At 54.6% G+C, this 25,050-nt stretch carries 21 protein-coding genes; 9 read left to right on the plus strand and 12 right to left on the minus strand.

Translation table 11 applies throughout. From position 1 onward, the window contains the following. Position 1 precedes the first annotated feature (1 nt). Positions 2-3,121 carry an efflux RND transporter permease subunit gene (locus ABO_RS07170; protein ID WP_011588664.1) on the plus strand — a complete coding sequence of 1,040 codons (3,120 nt, stop codon included), beginning with the start codon at positions 2-4 and terminating at the stop codon, positions 3,119-3,121. 184 nt (positions 3,122-3,305) lie between these two features. On the opposite strand, the gene ABO_RS07175 is transcribed toward ABO_RS07170, so the two are convergent. Both ABO_RS07175 and ABO_RS07180 read right to left on the minus strand, forming a co-directional pair. Beyond that, on the minus strand, positions 3,306-4,484 hold the full coding sequence (locus ABO_RS07175; RefSeq protein WP_011588665.1) for a vWA domain-containing protein: 1,179 nt from the start codon (positions 4,482-4,484) through the stop codon (positions 3,306-3,308). Between the two features lie 18 nt (positions 4,485-4,502). Beyond that, on the minus strand, positions 4,503-5,345 hold the full coding sequence (locus tag ABO_RS07180) for an AAA family ATPase (protein ID WP_011588666.1): 843 nt from the start codon (positions 5,343-5,345) through the stop codon (positions 4,503-4,505). A gap of 62 nt (positions 5,346-5,407) precedes the next feature. Between ABO_RS07180 and ABO_RS07185 the strand changes: the two genes are divergently transcribed. Next, positions 5,408-6,259, plus strand: coding sequence for a 16S rRNA (uracil(1498)-N(3))-methyltransferase (locus tag ABO_RS07185; protein ID WP_231868096.1), 852 nt, complete (start codon positions 5,408-5,410; stop codon positions 6,257-6,259). 103 nt (positions 6,260-6,362) lie between these two features. Here the strand turns inward: ABO_RS07185 and rluB are convergent, their stop codons facing one another. From rluB to ABO_RS07215, 6 genes are all read right to left on the minus strand, one after another. Further along, a complete protein-coding gene (gene rluB, locus ABO_RS07190) occupies positions 6,363-7,205 on the minus strand; it encodes a 23S rRNA pseudouridine(2605) synthase RluB (protein ID WP_011588668.1) in 843 nt (280 codons plus the stop codon). After that, positions 7,198-8,157: an SMC-Scp complex subunit ScpB gene (gene scpB, locus ABO_RS07195; protein WP_011588669.1), complete on the minus strand. Its 960-nt coding sequence runs from the start codon at positions 8,155-8,157 to the stop codon at positions 7,198-7,200. The genes rluB and scpB overlap by 8 nt, the downstream gene beginning before the upstream one ends. 2 nt (positions 8,158-8,159) lie before the next feature. Then, the gene (locus ABO_RS07200; protein ID WP_011588670.1) at positions 8,160-9,146 is read right to left on the minus strand and encodes a segregation and condensation protein A; all 987 of its coding nucleotides are present in this window, start codon (positions 9,144-9,146) and stop codon (positions 8,160-8,162) included. A 12-nt stretch (positions 9,147-9,158) separates the two neighbouring features. Beyond that, positions 9,159-10,373 carry a tryptophan--tRNA ligase gene (locus ABO_RS07205; protein WP_197017555.1) on the minus strand — a complete coding sequence of 405 codons (1,215 nt, stop codon included), beginning with the start codon at positions 10,371-10,373 and terminating at the stop codon, positions 9,159-9,161. A 141-nt stretch (positions 10,374-10,514) separates the two neighbouring features. Beyond that, complete coding sequence (locus ABO_RS07210) at positions 10,515-11,138, minus strand: L-threonylcarbamoyladenylate synthase (RefSeq protein WP_011588672.1); 624 nt, start codon at positions 11,136-11,138, stop codon at positions 10,515-10,517. A 114-nt stretch (positions 11,139-11,252) separates the two neighbouring features. Then, a complete protein-coding gene (locus ABO_RS07215) occupies positions 11,253-12,089 on the minus strand; it encodes a PHP domain-containing protein (protein WP_011588673.1) in 837 nt (278 codons plus the stop codon). Between the two features lie 223 nt (positions 12,090-12,312). On the opposite strand from ABO_RS07215, the gene ABO_RS07220 reads away from it, so the two are divergent. From ABO_RS07220 to ABO_RS07230, 3 genes are all read left to right on the plus strand, one after another. Next, the gene (locus tag ABO_RS07220) at positions 12,313-12,978 is read left to right on the plus strand and encodes an inner membrane-spanning protein YciB (protein ID WP_035460393.1); all 666 of its coding nucleotides are present in this window, start codon (positions 12,313-12,315) and stop codon (positions 12,976-12,978) included. Continuing rightward, entirely contained in the window at positions 12,956-13,255 is a 300-nt protein-coding gene (locus ABO_RS07225; protein ID WP_011588675.1) for a YciI family protein, read from the plus strand. Before ABO_RS07220 ends, ABO_RS07225 begins: the two co-directional genes overlap by 23 nt. Before the next feature lie 148 nt (positions 13,256-13,403). Beyond that, the gene (locus tag ABO_RS07230) at positions 13,404-14,066 is read left to right on the plus strand and encodes a TIGR04211 family SH3 domain-containing protein (protein WP_011588676.1); all 663 of its coding nucleotides are present in this window, start codon (positions 13,404-13,406) and stop codon (positions 14,064-14,066) included. A 57-nt stretch (positions 14,067-14,123) separates the two neighbouring features. Here ABO_RS07230 and ABO_RS07235 read toward each other — a convergent pair whose 3' ends face one another. Beyond that, complete coding sequence (locus tag ABO_RS07235; RefSeq protein WP_186326988.1) at positions 14,124-15,260, minus strand: hypothetical protein; 1,137 nt, start codon at positions 15,258-15,260, stop codon at positions 14,124-14,126. A gap of 107 nt (positions 15,261-15,367) precedes the next feature. Between ABO_RS07235 and ABO_RS07240 the strand changes: the two genes are divergently transcribed. Both ABO_RS07240 and ABO_RS07245 read left to right on the plus strand, forming a co-directional pair. Beyond that, complete coding sequence (locus tag ABO_RS07240; RefSeq protein WP_011588678.1) at positions 15,368-16,261, plus strand: acyltransferase; 894 nt, start codon at positions 15,368-15,370, stop codon at positions 16,259-16,261. Positions 16,262-16,302: 41 nt separating this feature from the next. Beyond that, entirely contained in the window at positions 16,303-18,876 is a 2,574-nt protein-coding gene (locus ABO_RS07245; RefSeq protein ID WP_041704947.1) for a DUF349 domain-containing protein, read from the plus strand. A gap of 445 nt (positions 18,877-19,321) precedes the next feature. Here ABO_RS07245 and ABO_RS07250 read toward each other — a convergent pair whose 3' ends face one another. Both ABO_RS07250 and ABO_RS07255 read right to left on the minus strand, forming a co-directional pair. Continuing rightward, positions 19,322-19,936 carry a DUF924 family protein gene (locus tag ABO_RS07250; RefSeq protein ID WP_035460389.1) on the minus strand — a complete coding sequence of 205 codons (615 nt, stop codon included), beginning with the start codon at positions 19,934-19,936 and terminating at the stop codon, positions 19,322-19,324. A gap of 5 nt (positions 19,937-19,941) precedes the next feature. After that, the gene (locus ABO_RS07255; protein WP_035460388.1) at positions 19,942-20,577 is read right to left on the minus strand and encodes an arylesterase; all 636 of its coding nucleotides are present in this window, start codon (positions 20,575-20,577) and stop codon (positions 19,942-19,944) included. On the opposite strand from ABO_RS07255, the gene ABO_RS07260 reads away from it, so the two are divergent. Both ABO_RS07260 and ABO_RS07265 read left to right on the plus strand, forming a co-directional pair. Further along, positions 20,576-21,253 carry an ABC transporter ATP-binding protein gene (locus ABO_RS07260; RefSeq protein WP_011588682.1) on the plus strand — a complete coding sequence of 226 codons (678 nt, stop codon included), beginning with the start codon at positions 20,576-20,578 and terminating at the stop codon, positions 21,251-21,253. The two genes, ABO_RS07255 and ABO_RS07260, sit on opposite strands and share 2 nt — an antisense overlap. Next, positions 21,246-23,651 (plus strand): ABC transporter permease, encoded by a 2,406-nt coding sequence (locus ABO_RS07265; protein ID WP_011588683.1) that lies wholly within the window; start codon positions 21,246-21,248, stop codon positions 23,649-23,651. The genes ABO_RS07260 and ABO_RS07265 overlap by 8 nt, the downstream gene beginning before the upstream one ends. Here ABO_RS07265 and ABO_RS07270 read toward each other — a convergent pair. Continuing rightward, positions 23,634-24,809 (minus strand): multidrug effflux MFS transporter, encoded by a 1,176-nt coding sequence (locus ABO_RS07270; RefSeq protein WP_035460384.1) that lies wholly within the window; start codon positions 24,807-24,809, stop codon positions 23,634-23,636. The genes ABO_RS07265 and ABO_RS07270 overlap by 18 nt on opposite strands. Between the last annotated feature and the right edge of the window lie 241 nt (positions 24,810-25,050).

Below are 25,050 nucleotides of genomic sequence, written 5' to 3' on the forward strand. Positions count from 1 at the left end.
AATGATAGATGCCATCGTTCGCTTCTCCATCGAGAGGCGCATTCTGGTGCTCACACTGATCCTCGGATTAGTGGGCTTGGGCGCCTGGAGTTATCAGCGACTGCCCATTGATGCGGTCCCAGACATCACCAATGTACAGGTGCAGATCAATACCGAAGCACCGGGATATTCCCCCCTTGAGGCCGAGCAACGGGTCACCTTTCCGGTGGAAACCGCGCTGTACGGTTTGCCGAAACTGGATTACACCCGCTCCATTTCCCGTTATGGCTTGTCGCAGGTCACGGTGGTGTTCAAGGAAGGCACGGATATCTACTTCGCCCGCAACCTTGTCAATGAAAGGCTAAGCGCGATCAAGGGGGCGCTTCCTGTGCAGCTGGAACCGAGAATGGGGCCAATGGCTACCGGGCTCGGCGAAATATACCTGTACACCGTGGAAGCCGAAGCCGGCGCTCGCCAGGCCGATGGCAGTGAGTACGATGCCATTGCTCTGCGGGAAATCCAGGACTGGATTATCAAGCCGCAACTGGCCCAGGTGCCTGGGGTGGCGGAAGTAAACGGCATTGGCGGTTACGACAAGCAATACCATGTGCTGCCCTCCCCCAAGCTGCTGTTGCAATTCGGCATTACTCTCGACCAGCTCTCAACCGCCTTAAAACGCAATAACAGTAATCGCGGAGCGGGTTACATTGAACGCAATGGCCAGCAATTACTGGTGAGGACGCCGGGGCAGCTGAAAACCCTCCACGAGATAGAAAATGTGGTCGTCACTGTTCATGACGGCACCCCAGTAAAAGTGAAGGACGTGGCCTCCGTGGCCATCGGGAAAGAACTGCGCACTGGGGCATCGACCCGTGATGGCCGTGAAACCGTACTGGGCACCGTGATGATGCTGATGGGGGAAAACTCCAATCAGGTGGCCCGAGACGTGGCCAAACGGCTGGAGGCGGTTAAACCCTCCCTGCCCGACGGCATCAAGCTAGAAGCGGTTTATGACCGCACCACCCTGGTGGAAAAAACCATTGCCACCGTTCGCACTAACTTGATTGAAGGGGCTTTGCTGGTTATTGCCGTGCTGTTTTTGCTGTTGGGCAATTTCCGAGCCGCCCTGATTACCGCGGCGGTAATCCCCCTCTCCATGCTCGCGACGATCAGTGGCATGGTGAAAACCGGGGTGTCTGCCAACTTGATGAGTCTAGGCGCGTTGGATTTTGGTTTGATTGTAGATGGCGCGGTGATCATCGTCGAAAACTGTATTCGCCGGCTGGCCGAAGCTCAGGGTAAAAACAACGGTGTATTGCCATTAAGGGAACGGATTCAATTGGTCTATGAGGCCACCACTGAGGTTATTCGTCCCAGTCTATTCGGCGTGGCCATCATTACCATCGTGTATATCCCTATCTTCAGCCTCACTGGCGTGGAAGGGAAAATGTTTCACCCCATGGCAGCCACGGTGATGATGGCGCTGCTTGCCGCCATGTTGTTTTCGCTTACCGTCGTACCCGCTGCGGTGGCGGTTTTCATGGGCGGCAAGATCAGCGAGAAAGAAAGCCCGATTATACGTTCCGCCAAGTCCGTGTACCGGCCACTGCTGGAAAAAGCCCTGGTGTTGCGCAAGCTATTAGTCGCTTTTGCGCTGTTGCTGGTGCTGTTCTGTGGCTGGTTGATGACCACTCTTGGCTCAGAATTCATTCCGCAACTGGACGAAGGCGACATTGCCATGCACGCCCTTCGCATACCCGGCACCGGTATCGAGCAATCTGTAGATATGCAGATCATGCTCGATGAGCGCTTAAAGCATATTGAAGAAATCGACAAACTGGTTTCACGGATCGGCACACCGGAAGTGGCCAACGACCCGATGCCGCCCAATGTGTCGGATAACTTCCTGATCCTGAAACCCAAAGACCAATGGCCGGATCCAGGAAAAAGCAAAGAGGCGTTGATTCAGGAACTGTCCAGCGCAGTCCTGGACGTACCCGGCAATAACTTCGAGTTTACCCAACCCATTGAAATGCGCTTTAACGAGCTTATTTCCGGTGTGCGAGCCGATCTTGGCATCAAGGTTTTTGGTGATGATCTGGATACCTTGCGCGAAACCGCCAATGCCATCATGCAGCAGGTACAGTCGATACCTGGTGCCGCCGATGTACGGGTTGAACAGGTGACCGGTCAACCCATGCTCACCGTTGTTCCCGATCGAGAAGCCCTTGGCCGCTATGGTATTACCGTGGATGAGGTGCAACATCTGGTCGCCGCCGGTATTGGTGGCGAACAGATAGGACTGATTTACGAAGGAGATCGGCGCTTCAAACTGATGGTGCGGCTGCCAGAATCACTGCGCCAGGACGTGAACCGTCTACAGCGGCTCCCTGTGTCGCTGCCAGATGGCGGCTACATTCCGCTAAACGAAGTCGCACGGCTGGAAATAAAACCGGCTCCGGCACAAATCAGCCGGGAAAACGGTAAACGCCGAGTGGTGGTCACCGCCAATGTTCGCGACCGGGATCTGGGCAGTTTTGTGCAAGCGGTCCAGCAACGCATTAGTGAGCGGGTAGATCTTCCCAGCGGCTACTGGCTGGACTTTGGCGGCACCTTTGAGCAACTGGAATCTGCCAGCCAACGTCTGTCGCTGGTGGTGCCGGTGACGCTAGCGACCATTATCGGCTTGTTGATTATGGCGTTTGGCTCTGTTCGCGATTCACTGATTATTTTCACAGGGGTGCCGTTGGCCCTGACCGGGGGCGTCCTTGCGCTATGGCTGCGAGGGATGCCGCTATCGATCTCAGCCGGAGTGGGCTTTATTGCCCTGTCGGGTGTGGCCGTACTTAATGGCTTGGTGATGGTGGCTTTTATTCGTGATCTCTGGCAGCAAGGCAATGACCTGCGCCATGCGGTGATCGAAGGTGCGCTGATCCGCTTGCGCCCGGTGTTAATGACCGCCCTGGTGGCCGGCCTCGGCTTTGTGCCCATGGCGCTCAATACCGGCACCGGCGCAGAAGTGCAGCGGCCACTGGCAACGGTGGTTATCGGAGGGATTATTTCTTCAACGCTGCTGACCCTGCTGCTGCTCCCGGTGCTCTATCATTGGGTGCATAGCAAACAGATAAAGATTGAGCAGTGACAGTAACGCGGTGGGGCTCAACTCAAGCGCATTGAGCCCCAGTTTACCGATGAGAGGCTGAGCGAAATCCACTCCACATCAACATAACCATCCAACCCCTTCTATTCCTACAACCGGATAGAACATTGGAATGTGACATGCCTTCGCCGTAGCGCCAAAGGCTTCTCCAGGCGAGGGCAAAGGGTTATTTGCTCAGCTGCCGCATGGCTCTCTCAAGCCCTTCTATGGTGAGGGGGAACATGTTGTGCTCACAGAGTTGCTTGATCCACTGAGTAGAGGTGGTCATCTGCCAAGCACGCTCGGGCTCCGGGTTTAGCCACACCACTTTTTCGTAGGTCTCCATTACTCGTTGAAACCAGACTGCGCCGGCCTCTTCGTTCCAGTGCTCCACGCTGCCGCCTACAGAATTCACTTCATAGGGACTCATGGCCGCGTCACCTACGAAAATCACTTTGTAGTCGCTGCCGTACTTATGCAGCACATCCCAAGTGGAGATTTTCTCATCCCAACGACGGCGATTGTCTTTCCATACGTACTCATAGAGAAAGTTATGGAAATAGAAATATTCCATGTGCTTAAACTCTGCCCGAGCAGCAGAAAATAGCTCTTCACACAGCTTCACGTAAGGGTCCATGGAGCCGCCTACATCAAAGAAAATCAGCACTTTAACGCGATTTTCTTTCTCCGGTCGCATTTTGATATCAAGCAATCCCGCATTACGGGCAGTGGACGAAATGGTATCGTCCATGTCTAGCTCTTCATCGCGGCCGGTGCGGGCAAATTTTCGCAGCCGGCGCATGGCCAGCTTGATGTTACGGGTGCCCAGCTCCACCGAGTCATCCAAGTTACGGAATTCCCGTTTCTCCCAGACTTTCACGGCTTTCTTGTTCCGCGAAGGGCCAGTCATGCGGACCCCTTCCGGGTTTTCGCCGTAACCACCAAACGGGCTGGTGCCTCCGGTCCCAACCCATTTGTTACCGCCTTGGTGACGTTTCTCTTGTTCTTCCAGCCGCTTGCGCAGCTCGTCCATGATTTTTTCTAAACTCCCAAGCCCTTTGAGTTTTTCGAATTCCTCCGGGCTCAGGTTTTTTTCCAGCTCCTTGCGCAGCCACTCGTCCGGGATCACCTTGCTGAGCCAGTCCGGCTCCAGGTTTTCTAAACCTTCAAAGTAATTGGCAAACGCTTGGTCGAAGCGGTCATAATATTTTTCGTCTTTCACCATGACCGCCCGGCTCAATAGGTAAAAATCCTCAATGGAGCCAAACGCAACATGCGCATGCAACGCATCAAATAAATCCAACAGTTCGCGCAGGGTGACGGGCACCCGGTAGCGACGCAGATTTTCGAAAAAACCAATAAGCATAGTCTGCCCGTGGATCGGTTAGCTTTCGCGGCGATTCATGAACGCCAGACGCTCTAAGAGCTGCACATCCGCTTCGTTCTTCAGCAATGCACCGTACAGAGGCGGCACCGCGCTTCGGGTATCACGGCTATGTAGAATGTCATCCGGAATATCATCAGCCATCAACAGCTTCAGCCAGTCAATCAGCTCGCTGGTGGATGGCTTCTTCTTCAAGCCCGGCACTTTGCGAAGATCAAAGAAGATTTCTAGCGCTTCGCTAACCAAGTTCTTTTTGATCTCAGGGAAATGCACATCCACGATGGCCTGCATGGTGGCCGCATCAGGGAAATTGATGTAATGGAAAAAGCAACGGCGTAGAAAAGCGTCTGGCAGCTCTTTCTCATTGTTGGAGGTAATAATCACAATTGGCCGCTGTTTAGCCTTGATCAGTTCGCCGGTTTCATAGACAAAAAACTCCATGCGATCCAGCTCCTGGAGCAGATCGTTGGGGAACTCGATATCCGCCTTGTCGACCTCGTCGATCAACAGCACCACTTGGCCTTCGTGGGTAAAGGCTTCCCAGAGCTTGCCCTTCTTCAGGTAATTTGCCACATCCTCGACACCTTCGGCACCGAGCTGGGAATCACGTAGACGTGATACCGCATCGTATTCATACAGGCCTTGCTGTGCTTTGGTGGTGGACTTTACGTTCCACGACAGCAGTGGCAACCCCAGAGATTCTGCAACCTGTTCGGCCAGCAGTGTTTTGCCGGTACCAGGTTCACCCTTAATGAGCAGTGGGCGCTTGAGGGCAATGGCTGCGTTCACGGCCATTTTCAGGTCATCGGTGGCCACATATTGGTCAGTACCCTGAAACTGCATGAAATTCTCCAACTGAACAGTTAATCGAACGGGTGATCAGGCGGCACACTCTAGCAATCCGATTGCGCCGAGCAAAGGGCCATAATAGCCAAGCAGACAGTGATTTGCGTCATGCCACGATTCTTCATGCCAGGATAATAGCGAGCCCAGTAAAACCTTTGTTCAGCCGCTTTATCCCGTATGCCATAATCCGCGCCATGAACTTGCTGCTGCTGCACCCCGACCAATACTTACACGGCAATCGCTGGCGTCTCAATACGCGACAACGTAACCATGTATGCAGCGTGCTTAAGCTGGCCGAAGGGCAGCAGTGCCGCGCTGGTGTGCTGGCCGGCAGCACAGGAATAGCCACTATACACGTTATTAAAAACAATGAGATAGAGGTTGAGTTTAAACCAGAATCTAATTCGATTCAGGCGCTACCTCTTTCCTTGCTGATGGCACTACCGCGGCCCAAGATGCTCAAACGCATCCTTATCGACGCGACCAGCCTGGGCATCAAGCGCATCGTGCTGATCAACAGCTGGAAGGTAGACAAAAGTTACTGGCAGACCCCCAATCTGAAAGCCGACTTGCTTCGCGAGAAAATGATTCTGGGGTTAGAGCAGGCGCGCGACACCCACTTACCTGAATTAACACTGGCCCCCCGTTTTAAGCCTTTTGTGGAAGATTCACTGAACGATTGGGCAGGGACAGGCCAGCGTATTCTCGCTCATCCAGGCGATCACCCCGCCCTCCCCTGCAATCTTGCTGAGCCAGTGACGTTGGCGATAGGCCCAGAAGGGGGCTGGACCGACTACGAGGTAGAGATGCTGCAGCAGCAGGGATTCGCTTGCCGCAGCTTTGGGGCGCGAATTCTCAGAGTAGAGACAGCGTTGCCGGCCCTGGTCGGCCGGCTGATGAGGCTGCCCTAGCAACTTACTCGCAAACGAACCTCGGTGTTTATCGGCAACAATTCGGGTTAGGCTGCAGGCAGTCTCCTACCAAACCAAACCAAATCAAACAGTGCGAAAACCCCTAGCGACGATATGGCCCACGGCGAGCCTTGCGAGGCGGCTTGTTACCACCACGCTGGTGTCGTAGCCGCGCACGGCCATAAAGGCCGGTATATTTCTTGCCCTTGAGGTCCACCTTCTCGATCAGGGCTTTCATTTGTTCTGGTTCCAGCTCCATCCAGCGGCCCTGGCGCAATTGCGGCGGCAATGTCAGATCGCCAAAACGAATTCGCATCAAGCGAGCCACTTCCAAGTCTTGAGACTGGAAAAGCCGACGGACTTCCCGGTATTTACCCCCAGTAAGAGTGGCTTTGTACCAGTGGTTAGCACCTTCCTCAGCGCCACCAGCGTCCTCGATACTATCAAATTTAGAAACGCCATCCTCCAGTAAAACGCCATCAAGCATGGCTTGACGTTTTTCCGGAGTCATAACACCGCGGACCCGCACTGCGTATTCGCGTACGAAACCGTTGGAGGGGTGCATCAGACGGTGGGCAAGTTCGCCATCGGTAGTGAACAGCATCATACCGGTAGTATTGATGTCCAGCCGCCCCACCTGCACCCAGCGCATACCTTGAAGTCGCGGTAGGTTATCGAACACCGTTGGGCGCCCTTCAGGATCATTGCGCGAACATACCTCTCCCGGTGGCTTGTGATACATGATTACGCGCTGAACGGTGTCTTCTTCGGTCTTCACTTTAATAATCCTGCCATCTACACGTAGGGTATCTTCACTGCCAACCCGGTCACCCAAGGTCGCAACAGTCCCATTGACCGAGACGCGACCGTCACTTATCCAGGTTTCTAGCTCCCGGCGAGAACCCAGCCCGGCGCGAGCCAGGACTTTCTGTAATTTTTCACTCATGCGGCGTTCGGCTTCCCTCTGCGCTGTCGTTCGATGTTTGCTGCTGATCTGAAGCGCCCTCGCCCTCTAGCGAGACATCATCATTATTGTGTGCAGCGTTGGCCGATTCTTTGGGATCAGTATTCACGGCAGCACGGTTATCATTATCGGCAGAAGCTGGGTCATTCTGCTCGCCTTGCTTACGACGGAACTCTTGCTCGAAACTAGCGAGTACCGAGTCAACTTTGTCCATGCTCATCTGTGTGGAATCATCGATTTCCGGTTCAGGCTCGAAGCCGGGAATATTCCTCTGATCACCAGGGATCGGTGCTTCGCACTCGAGGAAATCATCGTCATCAATGTCGCCTTCCGAGGCTTCGTCAGCATCGCCTTCGCCCGCCTTGCTGGGGGGCACATCAGTCAGGGGTAGCTCTTCATTAAGCTTATCCAAATCACGGATTTCCGCGAGGGACGGCAAATCCTCAAGGCTCTTGAGATCGAAATAGTCTAAAAATTGTTTGGTGGTGGCAAACATGGCCGGACGCCCGGGTACATCACGATGACCGACCACACGCACCCAATTTCGCTCCAGCAGACTCTTAACGATATGGGAGCTTACCGAAACGCCTCGAATTTCTTCAATTTCGCCACGGGTAATCGGCTGGCGATAGGCAATCAGGGCCAGAGTTTCTAGAATCGCCCGACTGTAGCGTGGAGGTTTTTCCTGCCACAGGCGGCTTACCCAAGAGCCCAGCTCAGAACGGGCCTGGAAACGGAAACCAGAGGCCACTTCCTTGAGGAAAATGCCCCGCCCTTCATATTCTTCGCCTAGCTGCTCAAGGTACTTAGACAATTCAGCTTTGCTTGGCCGATCGTCTTCATCGAACAATGCCAGCATACCATCACGGTCCAGCGGCCCTTCGGCCACAAGGATAGCAGCTTCAACAATTCTTTTTATTTGCTCAGCGTCCACGCTTACCCCTTGGTTCCATCATGCGTATCGTCATTCGCGTCATCAAGGGACCCTATATGACGTTCGTGGGCATCGGGTTCATCCTCAAGTTCAAGGCCGGCCAGCAAGTCGGATTCTTCCAATACGAGGGTTTTCGCCTTTACATGAATCGGCGCAAACGACTCCGTCTGAACAAGCTCTATCAACGCCCCTTTAACCAGTTCCAAGGTGGCAAGAAAAGTGACCACAACACCAAGCTTGCCCTCTTCCGGGTTAAAAAGCTCAATAAAGGGCACAAATTCCCGCCCTTTTAGCTTGTCCAGTACATTGGCCATGCGCTCGCGGGTGGATAGCTTCTCCCGGGAAATCTGGTGGCTCTCAAACATGTCAGCCCGGTGCATCACTTCCTTCAGCGCCAGCAGTAACTCGCGCATGTCCACATCCGGCTGCGCTTTTTCGCGAGTGTATTCCGGGCGTTTGGCCTCGGCAGGAAACACATCCCGCTCTAGGCGCGGTAATTGATCAATGTCTTCTGCGGCTTTCTTGAAACGCTCGTATTCCTGCAAGCGGCGAATCAGCTCTGCGCGCGGGTCTTCACCTTCCTCTTCTTCTTCGGCCTTAGGGCGCGGCAGCAGCATTCGCGATTTGATTTCGCTGAGCATGGCGGCCATGACCAGATACTCTGCGGCCAGCTCGAAGTTCATGGCCTTCATGAGCTCCACGTACTCCATGTACTGGGCGGTAATGGTGGCCACGGGAATATCAAGAATATCGAGATTCTGACGTTTGATAAGATAGAGCAATAAATCCAAGGGGCCTTCAAAGGCCTCAAGAAATACCTCCAGAGCATCGGGCGGAATGTAGAGGTCATCAGGCAGTTTGGTAATGGCCTTGCCGTATACTAGGCCAAAGGGCATTTCCGCCTGACTGGGGTGTAAAGGGCCAAGCAAACCCGCAGGCTGATCTGATACCTGATTGTCTTCTGCCGTTTGTTCGACCGCTTCCGTCATGCTTAGCTCCGCCTAGCGGTAATTCAGCCCCATGACTGATCGCACTTCTTCGAGGGTTGCTCGAGCGGCTTCGCGGGCTTCCTCGCAGCCTTCTGCCACGATGGTGCGCACCAAGTCTGGATTACGTAGATGCTCTTCCGCGCGCTTACGAATAGGCTCCAATTCTTCCTGAACCGCTTCAATAATTGGTTTTTTGCAATCTAGGCAGCCAATGCCTGCACTGGTGCAACCCTCACGCACCCACTGGCGTGTGGTGTCGTCTGAGTACACCATGTGGAACTGCCATACCGGACAATTATCTGGGTTGCCAGGGTCGGTACGCCGCACTCTCGCGGGGTCCGTTGGCATGCGTCGAATCTTGCTGTCTACATCAGCAGGCTCTTCTCGCATGCTGATGAAATTACCGTAGGATTTGGACATTTTTTGCCCATCCAGGCCGGGCATTTTAGATGCCTGCGTTAACAATGCCTGGGGTTCTGGCAGGATCACCTTGCCGCCACCTTCAAGGTCGCCAAACAAACGTTCTTTATCACCGAGAGTAATATTCTGTTGACTGTCCACCAGAGCTCGAGCGGTTTCCAACGCGGCTTCGTCGCCCTTCTCCTGATACTGGCGGCGATGATTCAAGTAAATCTTCGACTGTTTCTTGCCCATTTTCTTGATGGCGGCATCCACAGCTTCTTCGAAGCCCGGCTCCCGACCATAAAGATGGTTAAATCGTCGAGCCACCTCCCGGGTTAACTCCACGTGCGCCACCTGATCCGCGCCCACCGGCACTTGGCCAGCGCGGTACGCTAAGATGTCCGCAGATTGCAGTAAAGGATAGCCAAGAAAACCATACGTGCTGAGATCTTTCTCTCGTAACTTTTCTTGCTGGTCTTTATAAGTCGGTACCCGTTCTAGCCAGGACAACGGTGTCATCATCGACAGCAACAAATGCAGTTCGGCATGCTCAGGCACTTGGCTCTGAATAAACAGCGTGGCTGACCCCGGGTTAACACCGGCGGCGAGCCAGTCAATCACTAGGTCCCAGACATGCTGTTCGATCTGGTGCGGGTTTTCATACTCGGTGGTGAGTCCGTGCCAGTCTGCTACAAAGAAGAAACACTCAAACTCATGCTGCAGACGTGCCCAGTTTTTCAACACGCCATGGTAGTGCCCCAGATGCAAGCGGCCTGTAGCGCGCATGCCCGAAACAACTCGCTGGGAGGGAACCACGGAACTCAAAGCCAACTCCTTATACCCAATAGGTGGCATTCCATTGGGAATGCTGCGGGGAAAGCCCACGATTATACGGTGAACCTCGCCGTGAGGGACAGCGACTTGTCAATGACTGCTCAAACCATGAGCAAATCACAACTATTTTCGCTAATAGATGGCGTCGATTGGCCCCGCCCCTTCACGCACGACCTCTGGTCCCTCACCTTGGGACAAGGAAATCACCGTGGTCTCCACCGTGCCACAAAAACCACCATCGATAACCAGATCCACATGGTGGTCTAGGAAATCACGGACATCCTGGGGGTCGGTGAGCGGGAACTCATCGTTTGGCAGGTGGCATGTTGAAGTCATGATCGGCTCACCATGCTCAGCCAGCAAAGCTTGGCAAATAGCATGATCAGGGACACGGATGCCAATGGTGCGTTTCTTGGGATGCATCAGACGTCGAGGAACTTCCGTCGTTCCCTGCAAGATGAAAGTATAAGGTCCTGGGGTGTGCGCTTTGAGCAGACGATAATCAGGGTTATCTACCTTGGCATAGATTGCCAGGGCTGAAAGGTCATGGCACAACAAGGTAAATTCGTGCTTTTTGTCCAGCTGACGAAGCCGAATCAGGCGATCAAGAGCGTTTTTTTCGCCAATGCCACAACCTAGCGCATAGGTTGTATCGGTGGGGTAGGCAATTAGCCCGCCACCGCGGATAACCTCAACAGCTTGGCGAATCAGGCGTGGTTGAGGTGTTTCAGGATGGATATATAGCGTTTCAGTCATGGTGACAATTCTGAGGGCCACAGCAGAGAGGCGCAAGCCGCATTGGAGATAAATCTGCTGAGCTGAATCTTATCTCATCCATCCAAAGGGGCGGCGTACTCCAGTGAATACGGCTCAGTAACGGCCCTCCCAGACCGGAGTGGCACCCGCAGGGACCGGCGGCAGCCTGCCCAGAGCCAACCAGCGCTGCTCTGGCGAATGAAAATCAGAGCCTGCAGACACCTTTAGGTCGAAATGCTGCCAACACTCATCGAGCAATGCCTGCTGGTGGGGCGTCAATCCTGGCATGGCCACTTCCAAGCCATCACCGCCGCCAGCTTTGAACTGGCCGAGAAAGTGCCTTAACCGCTTGCGGGTCATATTGTAGGCATGGGGGTGGGCGAGCACTGCCGTTCCGCCTGCAGCATGAATCGCGTCAATACCCTCTTCCAGAGTGCACCAAGGCGTGGCCACAAAGGCCGACTGCCCCTGTTTGAGGAAGCGATTAAAAGCATGACGGTGGTTTCGAACCCGTCCGGTCTGCTCAAGTAATTTGGCAAACCAAGGGCGACCAGGGGCATCACTACTTGCCAATTCGCAGGCGCGCTCATAGCTGTTAGCCAATCCGGCAGCCTTATCCAGCCGGCGACCAATTTCACGGGCTCGATTGATGCGGGCTTCATTTTGGGCGCTGACCCGCGCCTGTAAAGCAGCACTAGCCACATCGACCCACAAACCTAGAATATGGAATTCCCGGTTGTCATGGCGAACGGACAATTCGATACCATTAATCAAGGTTAGCCCCCGCGCCTGCGCTGCCTGGTGGGCTTCTTCCAAGCCGCGAAGCGTATCGTGATCGGTCAGGGCCAGGTGCGTCACCCCATAGTCTGCGGCCCTCGCCACTAGGTCAGTGGGCGACAAGGTCCCATCGGAGGCTAGGCTGTGGCAGTGCAGATCAAAACACGCGGTCATAAGGACTGTTTATCAGGTTGTTTTGCGGATTGTGTGGCGGATACCGGAACCGCCGTGGAAAAATCGGGTCGATTACGCTACCACAGTAAGACGAAAAATAATGCAGGGCGGCAGGGTGAATTGCCTGCCTGATGCCGTTACCATCGTTGCCCTGTGAATGGCTGGTCGTGCCACCATATCATTCGCATTCTGCTACCGCACGGCACAGGATAAGGCGCTGTTAATGAAGCAACTACTTGATTACCTTCCGGTAATTGTCTTTTTCGGGCTCTACTTTCTCAGCGGCCGGGATATCATGCTCGCCACTTGGGGCATCCTGATTGCCACGACACTTCAGGTCACTTTAGGTTGGCTGATCTGGCGCAAAGTGCAAAAAATGCATTTGATCGTCTTCGTCATCACCTTGATCTTCGGCTCAATGACCCTGTTTTTTAATAATGATGTCTTTATCAAATGGCGTCCTTCCATCATCAGTTTCACACTGGGTGGCGTGCTGCTGCTGGGCCATTTCCTGCGTGAGCGCAATCTACTCCAGCGTTTATGTGAGTCGTTAATGGTGTCTGGCCTTGGCTTTGTGGTGGCGCTATCGCGCAAAGACTGGTCTTTTCTCAATATCGCGTTCGTACTTTACTTTGTTTTTATCGGTGCACTTAATCTGTACATCGCCTTCAACTTCAGCACCGACTTCTGGGTTAACTTCAAATTATTTGGCTTTACTGCCTTGCAAATAATCTTCTATATCAGCATGTTCGCCTATGTATTTAAGAAAATGCCTGAAGAAGATCGCAAACGGATAATGAAACAGGAAAAACCAGCTGGCCGGAACAATCAGCCGCCCTCCTCCGACAACGACAAAAAGGAAGACCATGCTGTACGCGATCATCAGTGAAGATAGCCCGAACTCCTTGCCGTTACGGCAACAGGCCCGCCCTGCTCACCTAGCAAGATTGGAATCCTTACGTGATCAAGGTCGACTGGAACTGGCTGGGCCTCACCCAGCCATCGATAGCAACGAGCCCGGAGAAGCAGGCTTTTGCGGATCACTGGTTGTTGCAGAATTTGAGTCGCTGGCCGATGCCCAAGCCTGGGCGGATGCAGATCCATATATCGATGCTGGCGTCTATGCCAACGTTGTTGTGAAGCCCTTCAAGCGCGTTCTGCCCTGAATCGACGGCACACAGCAGGCTGACAGATCCTGGCAATTTGCCTTTTTTTACAAAGACACCACGGTCAGCGCGGCGAAATGTGATTATGGTAGCGCCGCTACCCCAATGACTTCTTTAGACTGCGCGGCCTGACTTCAAGGAGTGACCGATGCTCGCTAGATTATTCTGTGTACTGGCTCTGCTGGGCGCATCCAGCTCTGCCCTCGCCTCTGCGGCTTGGGTAGATGACAGTATTTATGTGCCCATTCGAGCCGCTGCAAACCCCAGTGGCCGTATCCTCCACCGCGGCATCAAAAGTGGTACCCGTATTGAATTTCTCGGATTCGAAGGTGACTGGGCAAAAATTCGCTATGGCGACACCGAGGGATATATCGGTAAACAGTATCTGAGCCAGAGCCCCACTGCCGCGATTCGTCTCGAGCGCGCCACCCAGGCCAGCGAGCAAGCCAAGGCCGAAGTGGCGAAATTGCGCACCCAGCTGGCCCAAATCAAGGGCGAGCGAGATGCCCTGTCTGAGCAATCCAGCGAGCTGAAGAATGCTCTGAGCTCACGCAGTAATGAGCTGGAACAGCTACAGGAAGTAGCCTCTGATCCAATTCGCCTAGATCAAGCCAACCGCCGCCTGAACGAAGAACTCAGCCTACTTCGCTCCGAGCTTGACCAAGTTAAGGGTGAGAACGTAATGCTGCGAAATAATAACACTTCGCAACAGTGGATCACCGGTGTGGGCATTCTGATTGCCGGTTTAATCGCCGGTGTACTAATGCGCTCACGTTCTGGCCGTCGCCAGCGAAGCGGCTGGGCAAATTAAACCAATGCGGCCCGGGCAATCCGGGCCGCATATCCCTTCTTCCACCAGCAAGACCGCTTATTTCGGATTTTCCCAAACCGGCAGTCCGGCCTGAATCTCTACTCTCAGAACAATACCCGCAATGCCTTCATAGCCTAGTGAACGCGGCCAAAATACATACGGCTCTATTTCATAGAAAAACCAAGGGCGCCAGATGCTCGTTCGGAAACGTACGCTGGTTCGCCAAGTTTCAATGGCCGCAATGGGGTCGGTAAACCCGTCAAAGCCCACGGAATAACCAATTCCCGATTGCTTACCCAGGCGCGTATAAAGGCTCACGGCCTGATTGAAATACCAGTCACGATTCAGTGCGTTATTTTCTTCTGTCAGCTCATATTCACTACTGAAGCGAATGGTAGACAGTTGCGTCAGTGGCCGATCCAGCTCAAACAGAGAATTAATCCCAAAGCCTTCTGGGTCTTCCCAGTAACCTTTCTGGGTAAAATGGAAATACATGTTGCTGCCAGGCAAAGGGGTGCGCCAGCGATACCGGGCCCGCACGAAAGCGGTGATTTCAGAACGCAACCCTGCATCCAAATCTAGATTCATGCGATCGGGCATCTTGGTGACCCAACGCAACGCCGCGCGGAAGCCACCGGAGTCATTGCCTACATCTTCTGGTCGGCTGTCTAGATCATTGCTTAGGTCGTTACCGGCATCATCGTCATTCTGGAAGAGCAGACTTAACCGCTCTTGAGCATTGGGCAGTTCCACTCTGGCGCGAATTTTTATTTCGCGCCCATCATCATCGTTGTCCTGCCAACGGCTGGCACCAATGATTCTGAGCTGGGTGCCGGGCTGCTCCTCATCAATTTCATTGGACCCGATAAAGAAACCATCCACCCAGCGAGTCGGCCCACACACCGTGCGCGACATCCAGTCATGGGTTCTATCCACCCAACCGGTTTCACCGGAAAGATGGCCGCACGGGTTTGACTCCAACGGCCTCGGGGGCGACTCGGAAACGGGTTCGGTCAGACTTTCTTCGGGCAAGCCCCCAGCGCCCTGCACGGCAACAGTTTGCTCAGGATTGCCGTGCTCTGTTTTCTGGGCGTAGCTCGGCAACGAGGCTGCGGATACCCAAAGCAGAAGCAAAAAAGCCAATAAACGTCGTGCCATTATCCCCATGAGCGCAGCATAGCTGCGTGAAGTCATATGCGAAATCCTACAGTGACAAATGGGCATTTGAGCGAAACAGACACGAGACAAGGCGTTTACCATTGGGTAGCATGCCCATTCACGTTGACTGAACGAAACGCGCTATGACCATTTGGCACAAAATCCGGGGTATCCTTGCCCTTATCGGCATCCTGATCAACACCTTTTTACTCTGTCTACCATTGTATGCTTTCGCTTTATTGAGGTTAGTGCTTCGCTTCGAAAAGGCACAGATTCTCTTGTCCCGAATCCTCGTGGTCATTGCAGAAACCTGGATTGCCAACAATAACGCCATTATTGCATTGACCAGCCAGATAAAGTGGCGGATCAGCGGCATGGATGCGCCAAGCAAAGATCAGTGGTACCTGGTGACCTGTAACCATCAGTCCTGGGCGGACATTCTCGTGCTGCAACGCATATCCAATCGCCAGATACCCTTTCTAAAATTCTTTTTGAAACAGGAATTAATCAAGGTCCCCCTACTTGGTTTAGCCTGGTGGGCGCTAGACTTCCCTTTTATGAAACGCTACAGCAAAGCTGAGCTGGAAAAGAACCCATCACTAAAAGGCAAAGACCTTGAAACCACACGCAAGGCCTGCGAAAAATTTGCGTATTTCCCTACATCAGTGATGAATTTCTTTGAAGGCACCCGCTTTGATACAGAAAAGCAGGTAAAGCAAGGCTCACCATATCGCCACCTACTGAAACCCAAGGCCGGCGGTGCTGCCTTTACTCTCAATGCCATGTCCGGGCATTTGCGAAATCTGCTTGATGTGACCATTATCTACCCCCCGGGCACACCTCGCTCGTTGCTAGCCTTCCTTGGCGGCGCAATGGACGAGGTTGAAATCGTTGTGCAGCAACGCGTTATTCCCGCCTGGGCCTCAGAGGGCAACTATGAAGACGACGCGGCATTCCGCGCACGTTTTCAACAATGGATTGGCGAACTCTGGGCCGAAAAAGACGCATTATTGGAAAGCAAAACGCCGCACGCTTGAGAAATCTAGCGTCGGGCATCTGGCGCATTTTGAGACTTTATATGTTTGGCCGATTCCTAAAACCCCGCTGGCAACACGCCAAGCCCGAGATTCGACTCAAAGCCATTGAGCAGCTTGACCACAGCAACGATGCCGACCTGCTTCATCAACTGGCACGAGGCGATGCCAGTGCGTTAGTACGCGCTGCAGCCACCGCTAAGCTCACTGATTTTGCCGCGCTAGACGAAGTCCATCAGCGTGATGAAACACCATCCGTTCGTGAAGCGGCCTCCATGCGCATTATGTCGTTGCTAGCAGGCACCACGGATGACTCACCCAACAGCGACACTCGCCTTCGCCTGATTCGCCTTACCGATAATCAGGACGTGCTTGCCCATGTTGCGGCTCATAGCCCGGACATGCACAGCCGCATGGCGGCCCTTGAACGGCTCAGCGACGAAGCCGTACTCTACCAGTTGGCCCTGGATGCCCCCACGCAAGCCCTGCGTGTTGCTTGCGTGCAGAACATCAGCTCTCTCTCCCTGCTCAAACGCCTAGCTAAACACGGTCGCGACAAGCGGGTTACTCGTTTGGCTCGAGATCAAGCCCGTGAGCTCCAACAACAACAGCAACAAACTGAGAGGGAAACCGTTAAGGTCTACCACCTTGCAGACCGCCTGGAGCAGCATGCCCGACGGCGCGTGGATGCCCTTTACGGACCCCAGCTGGAGCAGCTAGAACAGCAATGGCGACAGCTTTCACCCCAAGCCTCAGCGGATATTGCCTCACGGATCCAACAAGCGCTGCATCAATGTCGTAACCAGCTGACCGAATCGCAAGAGCAGACACGCCAACAGGCTCTTGCTGAAACCGCTAAAGCAGAGCGTGAAGCTGCCGCCCATACTCTATTTCAATTATTGAGCCAAGCTACGCCGGAAACCTGGGATCATCACTTAGGCGAAATGCGCTCAGCATTGGCGACTCAGCGTCGCCGCTGGAATAGTGCGGACGAACACGCTCAGGCGCTCGATCAAGACCGCATGGCGTTCAACGATTTGGTGACCGCGTTCGAGCAACTGCTCACACTGGCCACCGACATCAATGCCGCAGACTCACAAGAAACATTGACAGAATTAGCAACACGCTGGCCGAAAGAGTACCAGCCGCCATCCGCATTACTCGCACTGCGCACCCGTAAAAAAGACGATACTGCTGAAACAGCCGAGCCCGAGCGGGCCAAGCCTGCACAGCCACACAGAGGTCTATTAGTAGCTCTCAAACGAGAGCTTCGCCAGGGTAACCTGCGCCATGCGAACCGCCTTTGGCATAGGGCTCAGACGATTATCGACACCCACAATGACGATGCTCTTAGTGCCGAATTAAGCAAATTAGCCGCGCGCCGGGCGGAATTGCAAGACTGGCACCGCTTTGCCGCCGAACCGAAAAAAGTGGCGCTGTGTGAGCAAATGGAAGCCCTTGATGGCACCACCATGGATGCCCCCGAGCTTGCCACTGCCACTCAGGCTCTCCACGACGAGTGGCGCTCGCTGATGAGTTCGGACCAAGATGAGGACCAGTCTCTCTGGGCCCGATTCAAAGAAGCATCCGATAAGGCCTACCAGCCTTGTCGTGCACATTTTGCTGAGCTGGATGCTATCAAGGCCAGCAATCTGGAAAAGCGTCAGACACTTTGCCAACAACTGGATAACTTTATTACCGTGCAGAACTGGGAAAAAGCGGATTGGCACGGCGTCTGGCAAATTCGTCAGCAGGCTCCCAAAGACTGGAAGGCCCTGCACCCCATTCGCTTTACCGATGCACGGGATATTCAGAAACGCTTTTCCGCTCTGCTGGCCCAGCTCGACGAACAGTTAAATGGCTATATTGAGAAAGCGGAGAACGAACGTAAACAGTTGCTTGATCAGGCTCGTGCTCTAATGGAGCTTGATGATCCCCAACAGGCAACCCGCGAAGCACAAGCCATCCAGAAACGCTGGCGACAATCAGCCTGGCTACCTCCCGCACAGCACAGGGCTTTGCAAAAGCAGTTTCGTAAAACCATGGACGCGCTTTTCGATGCTCGCAATCGGGATATGGCCGCCCACCGAAAACGGCAGGAACAAGCGGGACAAACACTGGCCACACATATCAGCGCGCTTGAAGACTGCCTGGCTCAACCTTTCACGGACGACAGCGCAGACAATTTGAGCCGCGCATCGGCCGCAGTGGATGAACATCTTGGTGGCGAGCTCCCGCAACCCTTGGTTCGCAAAGCTCAACAGCTCAAACGCCGCGCCAGTGAACGCCTCCAGCAACTCAGCCGCTGGCAACAGTGGCAGCAATTGCGCAATGCCGTCGCGGGCTTGCCGGAAACTGCCGGAAACGAGGAAAGTGACGATGCCCTCACCTTAGCGGTGGCCTTTGAAGCCTTGGCCGGCGTGCCTAGCCCAGAACTAGAGCGCCAGCGTCGCTTGCAATGGCAACTAGAGCAGCTACCCGGAGCGATGAAACGACAGCAGTTTGACGCCCGAGAAGAGATGCAGCGATTGCTAGCAGACCACGCGTTGCCGGTGTCTACTGCGATCAAGGCACGGCTACATCATGCCATCGCAGTGCTGGAGCCGGGCAATGCGTAATCGGTTACCTCGACCTAACCGCCCTTTTAAGGACTGAAAAGACAGCAATGGTTCCGCCCCTAACTCGCAGGCGTTCCCATGGGTTGTTTCGCGAATGATGTTCGTAAGCTGAAAGGTCCATGGGGCTACATTGTTATGATCGCCATTATTCATAGGCCATCATTTCAGTAGCAGCCACCAGCCCTGTTGGCCATTGTAGATGCCAATGGTCGTGACCACGCTGAGTCGAAACGATGAGGTGTGGGGCAGACAAGGTGGCAGAAATCGAGTTTGCGCGTTCAAAAAAAGACAGGGCTGCGCTTACAGATACCATCATCGACGATATTCGTGCGCAACCTGACAAGGGTAAGCACCTGCCCACCTAGCCGGTGGAGATGGTTGATACAGCAAGAGCCGTCTTGAAGAGGCGATAGAGTCGATACAATTCTGCGAAACCCGGTCGCCCCTACTGCCCAAAACCTGAGCTAGTTTCCAAGAAACGCAGCTCTTGTACTGTACTGTCCCGGCCAAGCGCCCGGTTTCGGTGCGGGAAACGCCCAAACGTCTGTATTATCTGCAAGTGCTGTCGGGCTGACTTCAATGAGCCGTCCACATGATGTGCCAATGGCTGGGGGGCATGTGCTTGGATCACTTCCAATGATGTGAGGCATTGCTCTTGCAAACCTTCATCTTCGGCATGCATCAGCGGCATAACAAAAAACACCTGCCCACACAGGGGTAGCTTGCTGTGCATCTGGCGCGACAGCCCTTCGATGGCCAAGGTGGCCGCCCGATGATCGCCACTAAAAGCCTCAGCCTGCCCTCGATAAATATTGCGCGTAAACTGATCCAGCAAAATGATTAGCGCCAACCGACCAGCAGGATTGCGCTCCCAGTCAACCAGCTCTTGGCGTAGCGCAGCTTCCACCAAAGCCCCAAAGTGATACTCAATTTCTGCGTCATCGCCTGCGGTCGCCGCGAACCACTGCCTTGTCACCTTGCCTGATGGCCAGCCTAGCTCCATGCCATCCTGAAACCAGTAGTCCAGTATTCCCTGCCATGAGGTCCCCAGATTCAACATGTTTTTCACTCGGTTTCGGTACTGATATGGCTACGGCACCGTGACGGTAATTGCGGCTCAATAACCGACAGCGCGGTTTCCAATAGTAATGGCTGTGCTTCAATCGTTGGGTGAATGCCATCGCCCTGCATCCATCCCTGCTCGATCACACCCTCCAGAAAAAAAGGTACCCAAGGTACCGAGGTGGACTGCGCAACGTCACGGTATTGCCGTTCAAACAAGGCCGTATATTGCTGCCCATAGTTGGGGGGGATGCGCATGCCCAACAACACCACGTCGGCCTCTGCCTGCCGCGAGAGTGAGATCATCTGCTTAAGGTTGCTGGCCATGACCATGGGAGACAGGCCACGCAGACCATCGTTACCTCCTAGTTCCACCACCACCAGATCCGGCTTGTGGCGAGCCAGAAGCGTCGGCAACCGTGCTTTACCGCCAGCAGTAGTTTCCCCGCTTACCGATGCATTAATCACTGGAAAATCCGGGCACCTTTCCTTCAGCTGTCGGTCCATAAGGGCAACCCAGCCAGATGATTTTTCAATCCCGTAGGCAGCACTGATACTATCGCCCAGTATCAGCACGCCATTGGCATGAACGGATGCCGCCAGGCACAACAACTGAACCAGCAGAAGATATCTTGCCATGAATACAACGTCTCCCGTTTTGCTTGCCCACAATCTTTGTAAGCGTGTTCAAGGCCCAGAGGGCGGGCTCGATTTGTTGCAGGGTATCACGCTTGAAGTCAATGCCGGTGACAGCCTTGCAATTACCGGCCCTTCCGGTTCCGGCAAGTCCACTCTACTGTCATTACTCGCTGGTCTCGATGTACCCACCAGCGGTGACGTGCAACTGGGCGGTGTCTCATTCAGCCAGGCCAATGAAGATGAGCGGGCACGATTGCGCGGCGAGCAATGCGGTTTTGTCTTCCAGCATTTTCAGCTAATCAATGATTTAACTGCGCTAGAGAATGTGATGTTACCGTTGGAAATACTCAACCGTGACCATCGCCGGGAACAGGCTATGCACTGGTTGGAACAGGTGGGGCTGGGGCGTCGTCAGCACCACTTCCCGGCACAACTTTCTGGCGGCGAACAACAGCGCGTCGCCCTGGCCCGGGCTTTTGTGGTCTCCCCGGCGCTACTGTTTGCCGACGAACCCACCGGCAGCCTGGATTTCGCCAACGGCGAGCATGTGGCCGATTTATTGTTTTCGCTGAATGCAGAACAGAAAACCGCGTTAGTGCTGGTCACCCACGACCCTCAACTGGCGGCACGCTGTGAGCGCTCGGTTTGCCTGGCGGAGGGCCGGCTCAGTGTTTAAACCCTGGCGTTCTCCTGCTTTTCGAGTGCAAGCGATTGCCTTACTGGTAGCCGCTTTCGCCATGACCGCCATGCTGATTCTACGCGACAGCGTGGACCAGCGTTTTAACCAGCGCACGGCGGTTGCATTAGGCGCTGACTGGATACTGGAAGGGACCCGCTTTCCAGAGCCCTCCCAACAACAGGCAGTAGCTGACCTTCGCCATGCTCAGGCAGTAAGTTTTTCCAGCGTACTGATCAACAACGATCAATTCCTGCTCGCCAGCATTCGGGCTTTATCCGAGGATTTCCCGCTCTATGGCGAACTATCCGTCAGCGATAGTCGATTCAGCGAACCTTACCCAATAGGACATGGCCCAAAGTCCGGTACCGTCTGGCTGGCAGGTCAGGCGCTGGACCGGCTGGGTTTAAAAACCGGCGAGTTTATTACCCTTGGTGAACGCAGTTTTCTCATCACCAAAGTGCTAGTGCAGGAGCCGGACCAGCAGGCGGGCTTTTATAGCATGAACCCACGCGCGCTGATTCACCTGGCGGACCTTGAAAGCACCGCAGTGCTTGGCCCGGGCAGCCGCTATCGTCACCACCTATTGGTGGCAGCGGATGATGCCCAGCGAACCGTGCTAGATAAACAACTCAGCGACACCCTACGTTCGGACCAATCCATTGAAACCGTGGGCACCACAGAACTGCGCAGCCAAGGCCCGGTTGAGCAGATGTTCCTCTGGTCACAATTGGCGGTGATGTTAGTGGTGCTGTTGTGCGCTGCGGCCATTTATCTCACCGCCAGCCACCGCGCACGGCAACAACAGACACTGTGTGCCGTCATGAAAACAGTGGGCGCCCGACAACAGCAAATCGTCCGGCGATTACTGGGTGGCGATGTGCTGGCTCTGCTACTGCCGATTCTTGCCGGGGTCGGGTTGGCGGTGCTGGTAGGCTGGCAACTCGCAGCCTTACTAGGAGCAGATGGCCTGTTTGTCACCCCCGTAGTCTGGGGGCTGGTGGGGCCTGTGCTGCTCTGGCTTGGCTTCGCCGCCCCGACCCTGTGGGTCAGCCTGTCGTTGCCCGCTACGGCTTTGCTCAGCGGCCGCGAGGCGCCCGCCAGGCTGGGGCGACGTGTGCTGCTTATCGCTATCCTCACCCCGATTCCACTGGCCGCCATCATGACCGGCTCCCTGGCCGCACTCTGGCCACTGCTGCTACTTACCCTTGCGGTATCACTCGGCTTGCCGATAATTCTGTGGCCGCTGGTAATGCTGATGGACCGCTTCAGTGCCCGGCTTGGTCTCGCTGGCCGGCTGGCTTTGCGCAGGCTCAGCCGTCGCAAAGCGGCTACCCTACCCTTGTTGGCCGCGCTGATTATTTCCCTCTCCGTGTTATCCCTGTCGGTTCAGACTGGGCGCGAGCTGCTCGGTGACTGGCGGGCAACATTGCCTGAGCAAGCCCCCAATTATTTCGTCATCAACTTGTTTGATCAGGATATTGACGATTTCAAGAACTGGCTTACGGACCATAACAGTGAAGCCCAGCCACTCTATCCAGTCGTTCGGGCACGCCTTACCGAGATAAACGATCAGCCGGTGCGCGACGCCGTTACCAAAGAACAAGACCGTGCCGAGCGGGCCCTAAACCGGGATCTGTCGCTTACCCAAGCTGCACGTCTGCCCGAGAGCAACAAGCTTACCGACGGCCGCTGGGCAACCGGGCAAGACGAAGTTACGGTGGAAACCAAATTGGCTGAATCGCTGGGCCTTGAGTTGGGCGATTCACTCACCTTCACTGGCCCCGGGCCAGCCATTAACGCCACGGTGGTAGGCCTGCGAGAGGTGGATTGGGAAAGCTTTGCGCCCAATTTCTATTTCATCTTCTCGCCGGACACGTTGAAAGCCCAGAGCCGCACCTGGATTACCAGTTTTTTTCTGCCCCAAGTGCAGCAAGCGGAGCTGGGAGGGCTGGTGCAGAAATTTCCACAGATCAGCCTGCTGGACGTGAATGCCATCCTCGCCACGCTCCAAGACATCATTGGCCAAGCTAGCCGCGCCGCTTTTGTGGTGGGTGTGTTGCTGTTACTGGCCGCATTGCTGGTGCTTATGGCCGCGCTGTTGGCGATGACCGATACCTTGCGGCGCGATAATCACTTGCTGGTGGTTATTGGCGGGCGCCGTGCCTTACTGCGTAAGACCGCCGCACTACAGGCGTTCTATCTGTTCGGTGGTGCGGCGCTATTAGCCAATTTGATTCATCTGGCCGCATTGATTCCATTGGGCATGCGCCTGTTCGACAGCCAGCTACCGCTAAGCCCCTGGCTGCTACTGCCCTGGAGTATCGCCGCTCTAGTCACACTGGCCGCTTTGCTAGCACCACCGCTGATGCCCAAAGCATCAGCGACGAGCCACTAACGAAAAGGCAGCCCAAGCGGCCACGCTACTGGTGGCCATCAAAGCGGTCATGGGCAGCGTACTGCCGTCGTGGAGTATGCCGAGCACGATGCCAATAAGGCCCGCGAGCAAAAATTGCAAAGCGCCGTTCAAGCCAGTGGCAGCTCCACTATCGTGGTCAAACAAGTCTAGGAAGCTGGCGATGCCGTTGGGCATGATCAGTGCCACCATGCCGGCCGCCACCATAATTAACGGCACCACCAACCACAAGGTCAGCAAGCCTGCTAACGTTAACACCAGCAGCGTCACACACGCGGTCATTTGTAGCGCCAGCGCCACGCGCATAATTGAGGCGCTGGTATAGCGGCGCAGCAACAAGACATTCAACCGGTTCATGCCCAGCATGGTTACTACGTTGGCTCCGAAATACAGTGGAAACGCTTCCGGGCTAATGCGGAAATACTCCATGTAAAGAAACGCCGCATCGGTAATGAAGGTAAATAAGGCTGCAAACGCTAGGCCATTGGCCAAAATAAAACCCATGGCCGGGCGATTGCGCAATACCCGGCCATAAGCCAGGAACATGCGTTGGCGCAGGGGCTCACCACTGGGCTTCACCGCCACACTGGGCAGCATAAATCGCACAATACCGAACAGCATCAACCCGTAGAGGGCCAGCATGTAGAAAATGCTCTGCCAGCCAAAAAGCTTAAGCAGCAGCGCCCCCAGTGCTGGAGCAAGTAGCGGCGCCATCAGCATAACCAGGCCAATAGTGGTCATGACCTTAGCTGCCTCCTTACCTGTGAAGTGGTCTCGCACCGAGGCGGCGGCGATCACCACGGTGGCGCCGCCGCCCAGGGCTTGTAAAAAACGCAGCACATAAAGCATGTCGATACTGGATGACAGCGGGATACTTAAGCAGCCGAGAATGAACAGACACAGCCCCACATAGGCTACCGGCTTGCGGCCAAACTGATCAGAAAGCGGCCCACCCAACCACTGGCCTGCCGCCACACCCAACACATAGACACTCACCGAGACTTCGACAGCGTGGATTTCCACCGCAAAATGCCCGGACATGGCCAGTAATGCAGGTAAATAGGTATCAATGGCCAATGGCCCCAGCGCCACCAACGAGGCAAGCAGAAATGCCAAGCGGCCGGGAGAAAGAGTTTGCATGGGTACATCCTGATACAGTTTCGAGGTCCGGCGATGCGTCATGCATCAAGACTGATGGAAGGCCTATTCTCAAAGCCTGAGTGAACACATAATCCGGCAGGATGGTAACGTAATCGCTGTGGGCTTTCAGTTACTCAATGAATCTAATTCAGTTTTATTATTAATAACCTATTATGCATCAGTAGCTATCATTGCACTCAATAGGGCAAGCCACGGTACACTAAGCCGCTGCTTCAGCCAG

Source organism: Alcanivorax borkumensis SK2, assembly GCF_000009365.1.
In the GTDB taxonomy this organism is placed as follows: Bacteria; Pseudomonadota; Gammaproteobacteria; order Pseudomonadales; family Alcanivoracaceae; genus Alcanivorax; species Alcanivorax borkumensis.

Coding starts and splice junctions, on each gene's coding strand:
- ABO_RS07180 (WP_011588666.1), bottom strand. CDS start 5,345: ATGCAGTTTCAGGGTACTGACCAATATGTGGCCACCGATGACCTGAAA.
- ABO_RS07255 (WP_035460388.1), bottom strand. CDS start 20,577: ATGGCAAGATATCTTCTGCTGGTTCAGTTGTTGTGCCTGGCGGCATCC.
- rluB (WP_011588668.1), bottom strand. CDS start 7,205: ATGAGTGAAAAATTACAGAAAGTCCTGGCTCGCGCCGGGCTGGGTTCT.
- ABO_RS07235 (WP_186326988.1), bottom strand. CDS start 15,260: ATGACTTCACGCAGCTATGCTGCGCTCATGGGGATAATGGCACGACGT.
- ABO_RS07270 (WP_035460384.1), bottom strand. CDS start 24,809: ATGCAAACTCTTTCTCCCGGCCGCTTGGCATTTCTGCTTGCCTCGTTG.
- ABO_RS07210 (WP_011588672.1), bottom strand. CDS start 11,138: ATGACTGAAACGCTATATATCCATCCTGAAACACCTCAACCACGCCTG.
- ABO_RS07260 (WP_011588682.1), top strand. CDS start 20,576: ATGAATACAACGTCTCCCGTTTTGCTTGCCCACAATCTTTGTAAGCGT.
- ABO_RS07175 (WP_011588665.1), bottom strand. CDS start 4,484: ATGCTTATTGGTTTTTTCGAAAATCTGCGTCGCTACCGGGTGCCCGTC.
- ABO_RS07250 (WP_035460389.1), bottom strand. CDS start 19,936: ATGTTGAATCTGGGGACCTCATGGCAGGGAATACTGGACTACTGGTTT.
- ABO_RS07220 (WP_035460393.1), top strand. CDS start 12,313: ATGAAGCAACTACTTGATTACCTTCCGGTAATTGTCTTTTTCGGGCTC.
- ABO_RS07230 (WP_011588676.1), top strand. CDS start 13,404: ATGCTCGCTAGATTATTCTGTGTACTGGCTCTGCTGGGCGCATCCAGC.
- ABO_RS07200 (WP_011588670.1), bottom strand. CDS start 9,146: ATGACGGAAGCGGTCGAACAAACGGCAGAAGACAATCAGGTATCAGAT.
- ABO_RS07215 (WP_011588673.1), bottom strand. CDS start 12,089: ATGACCGCGTGTTTTGATCTGCACTGCCACAGCCTAGCCTCCGATGGG.
- ABO_RS07170 (WP_011588664.1), top strand. CDS start 2: ATGATAGATGCCATCGTTCGCTTCTCCATCGAGAGGCGCATTCTGGTG.
- ABO_RS07245 (WP_041704947.1), top strand. CDS start 16,303: ATGTTTGGCCGATTCCTAAAACCCCGCTGGCAACACGCCAAGCCCGAG.
- ABO_RS07240 (WP_011588678.1), top strand. CDS start 15,368: ATGACCATTTGGCACAAAATCCGGGGTATCCTTGCCCTTATCGGCATC.
- ABO_RS07225 (WP_011588675.1), top strand. CDS start 12,956: ATGCTGTACGCGATCATCAGTGAAGATAGCCCGAACTCCTTGCCGTTA.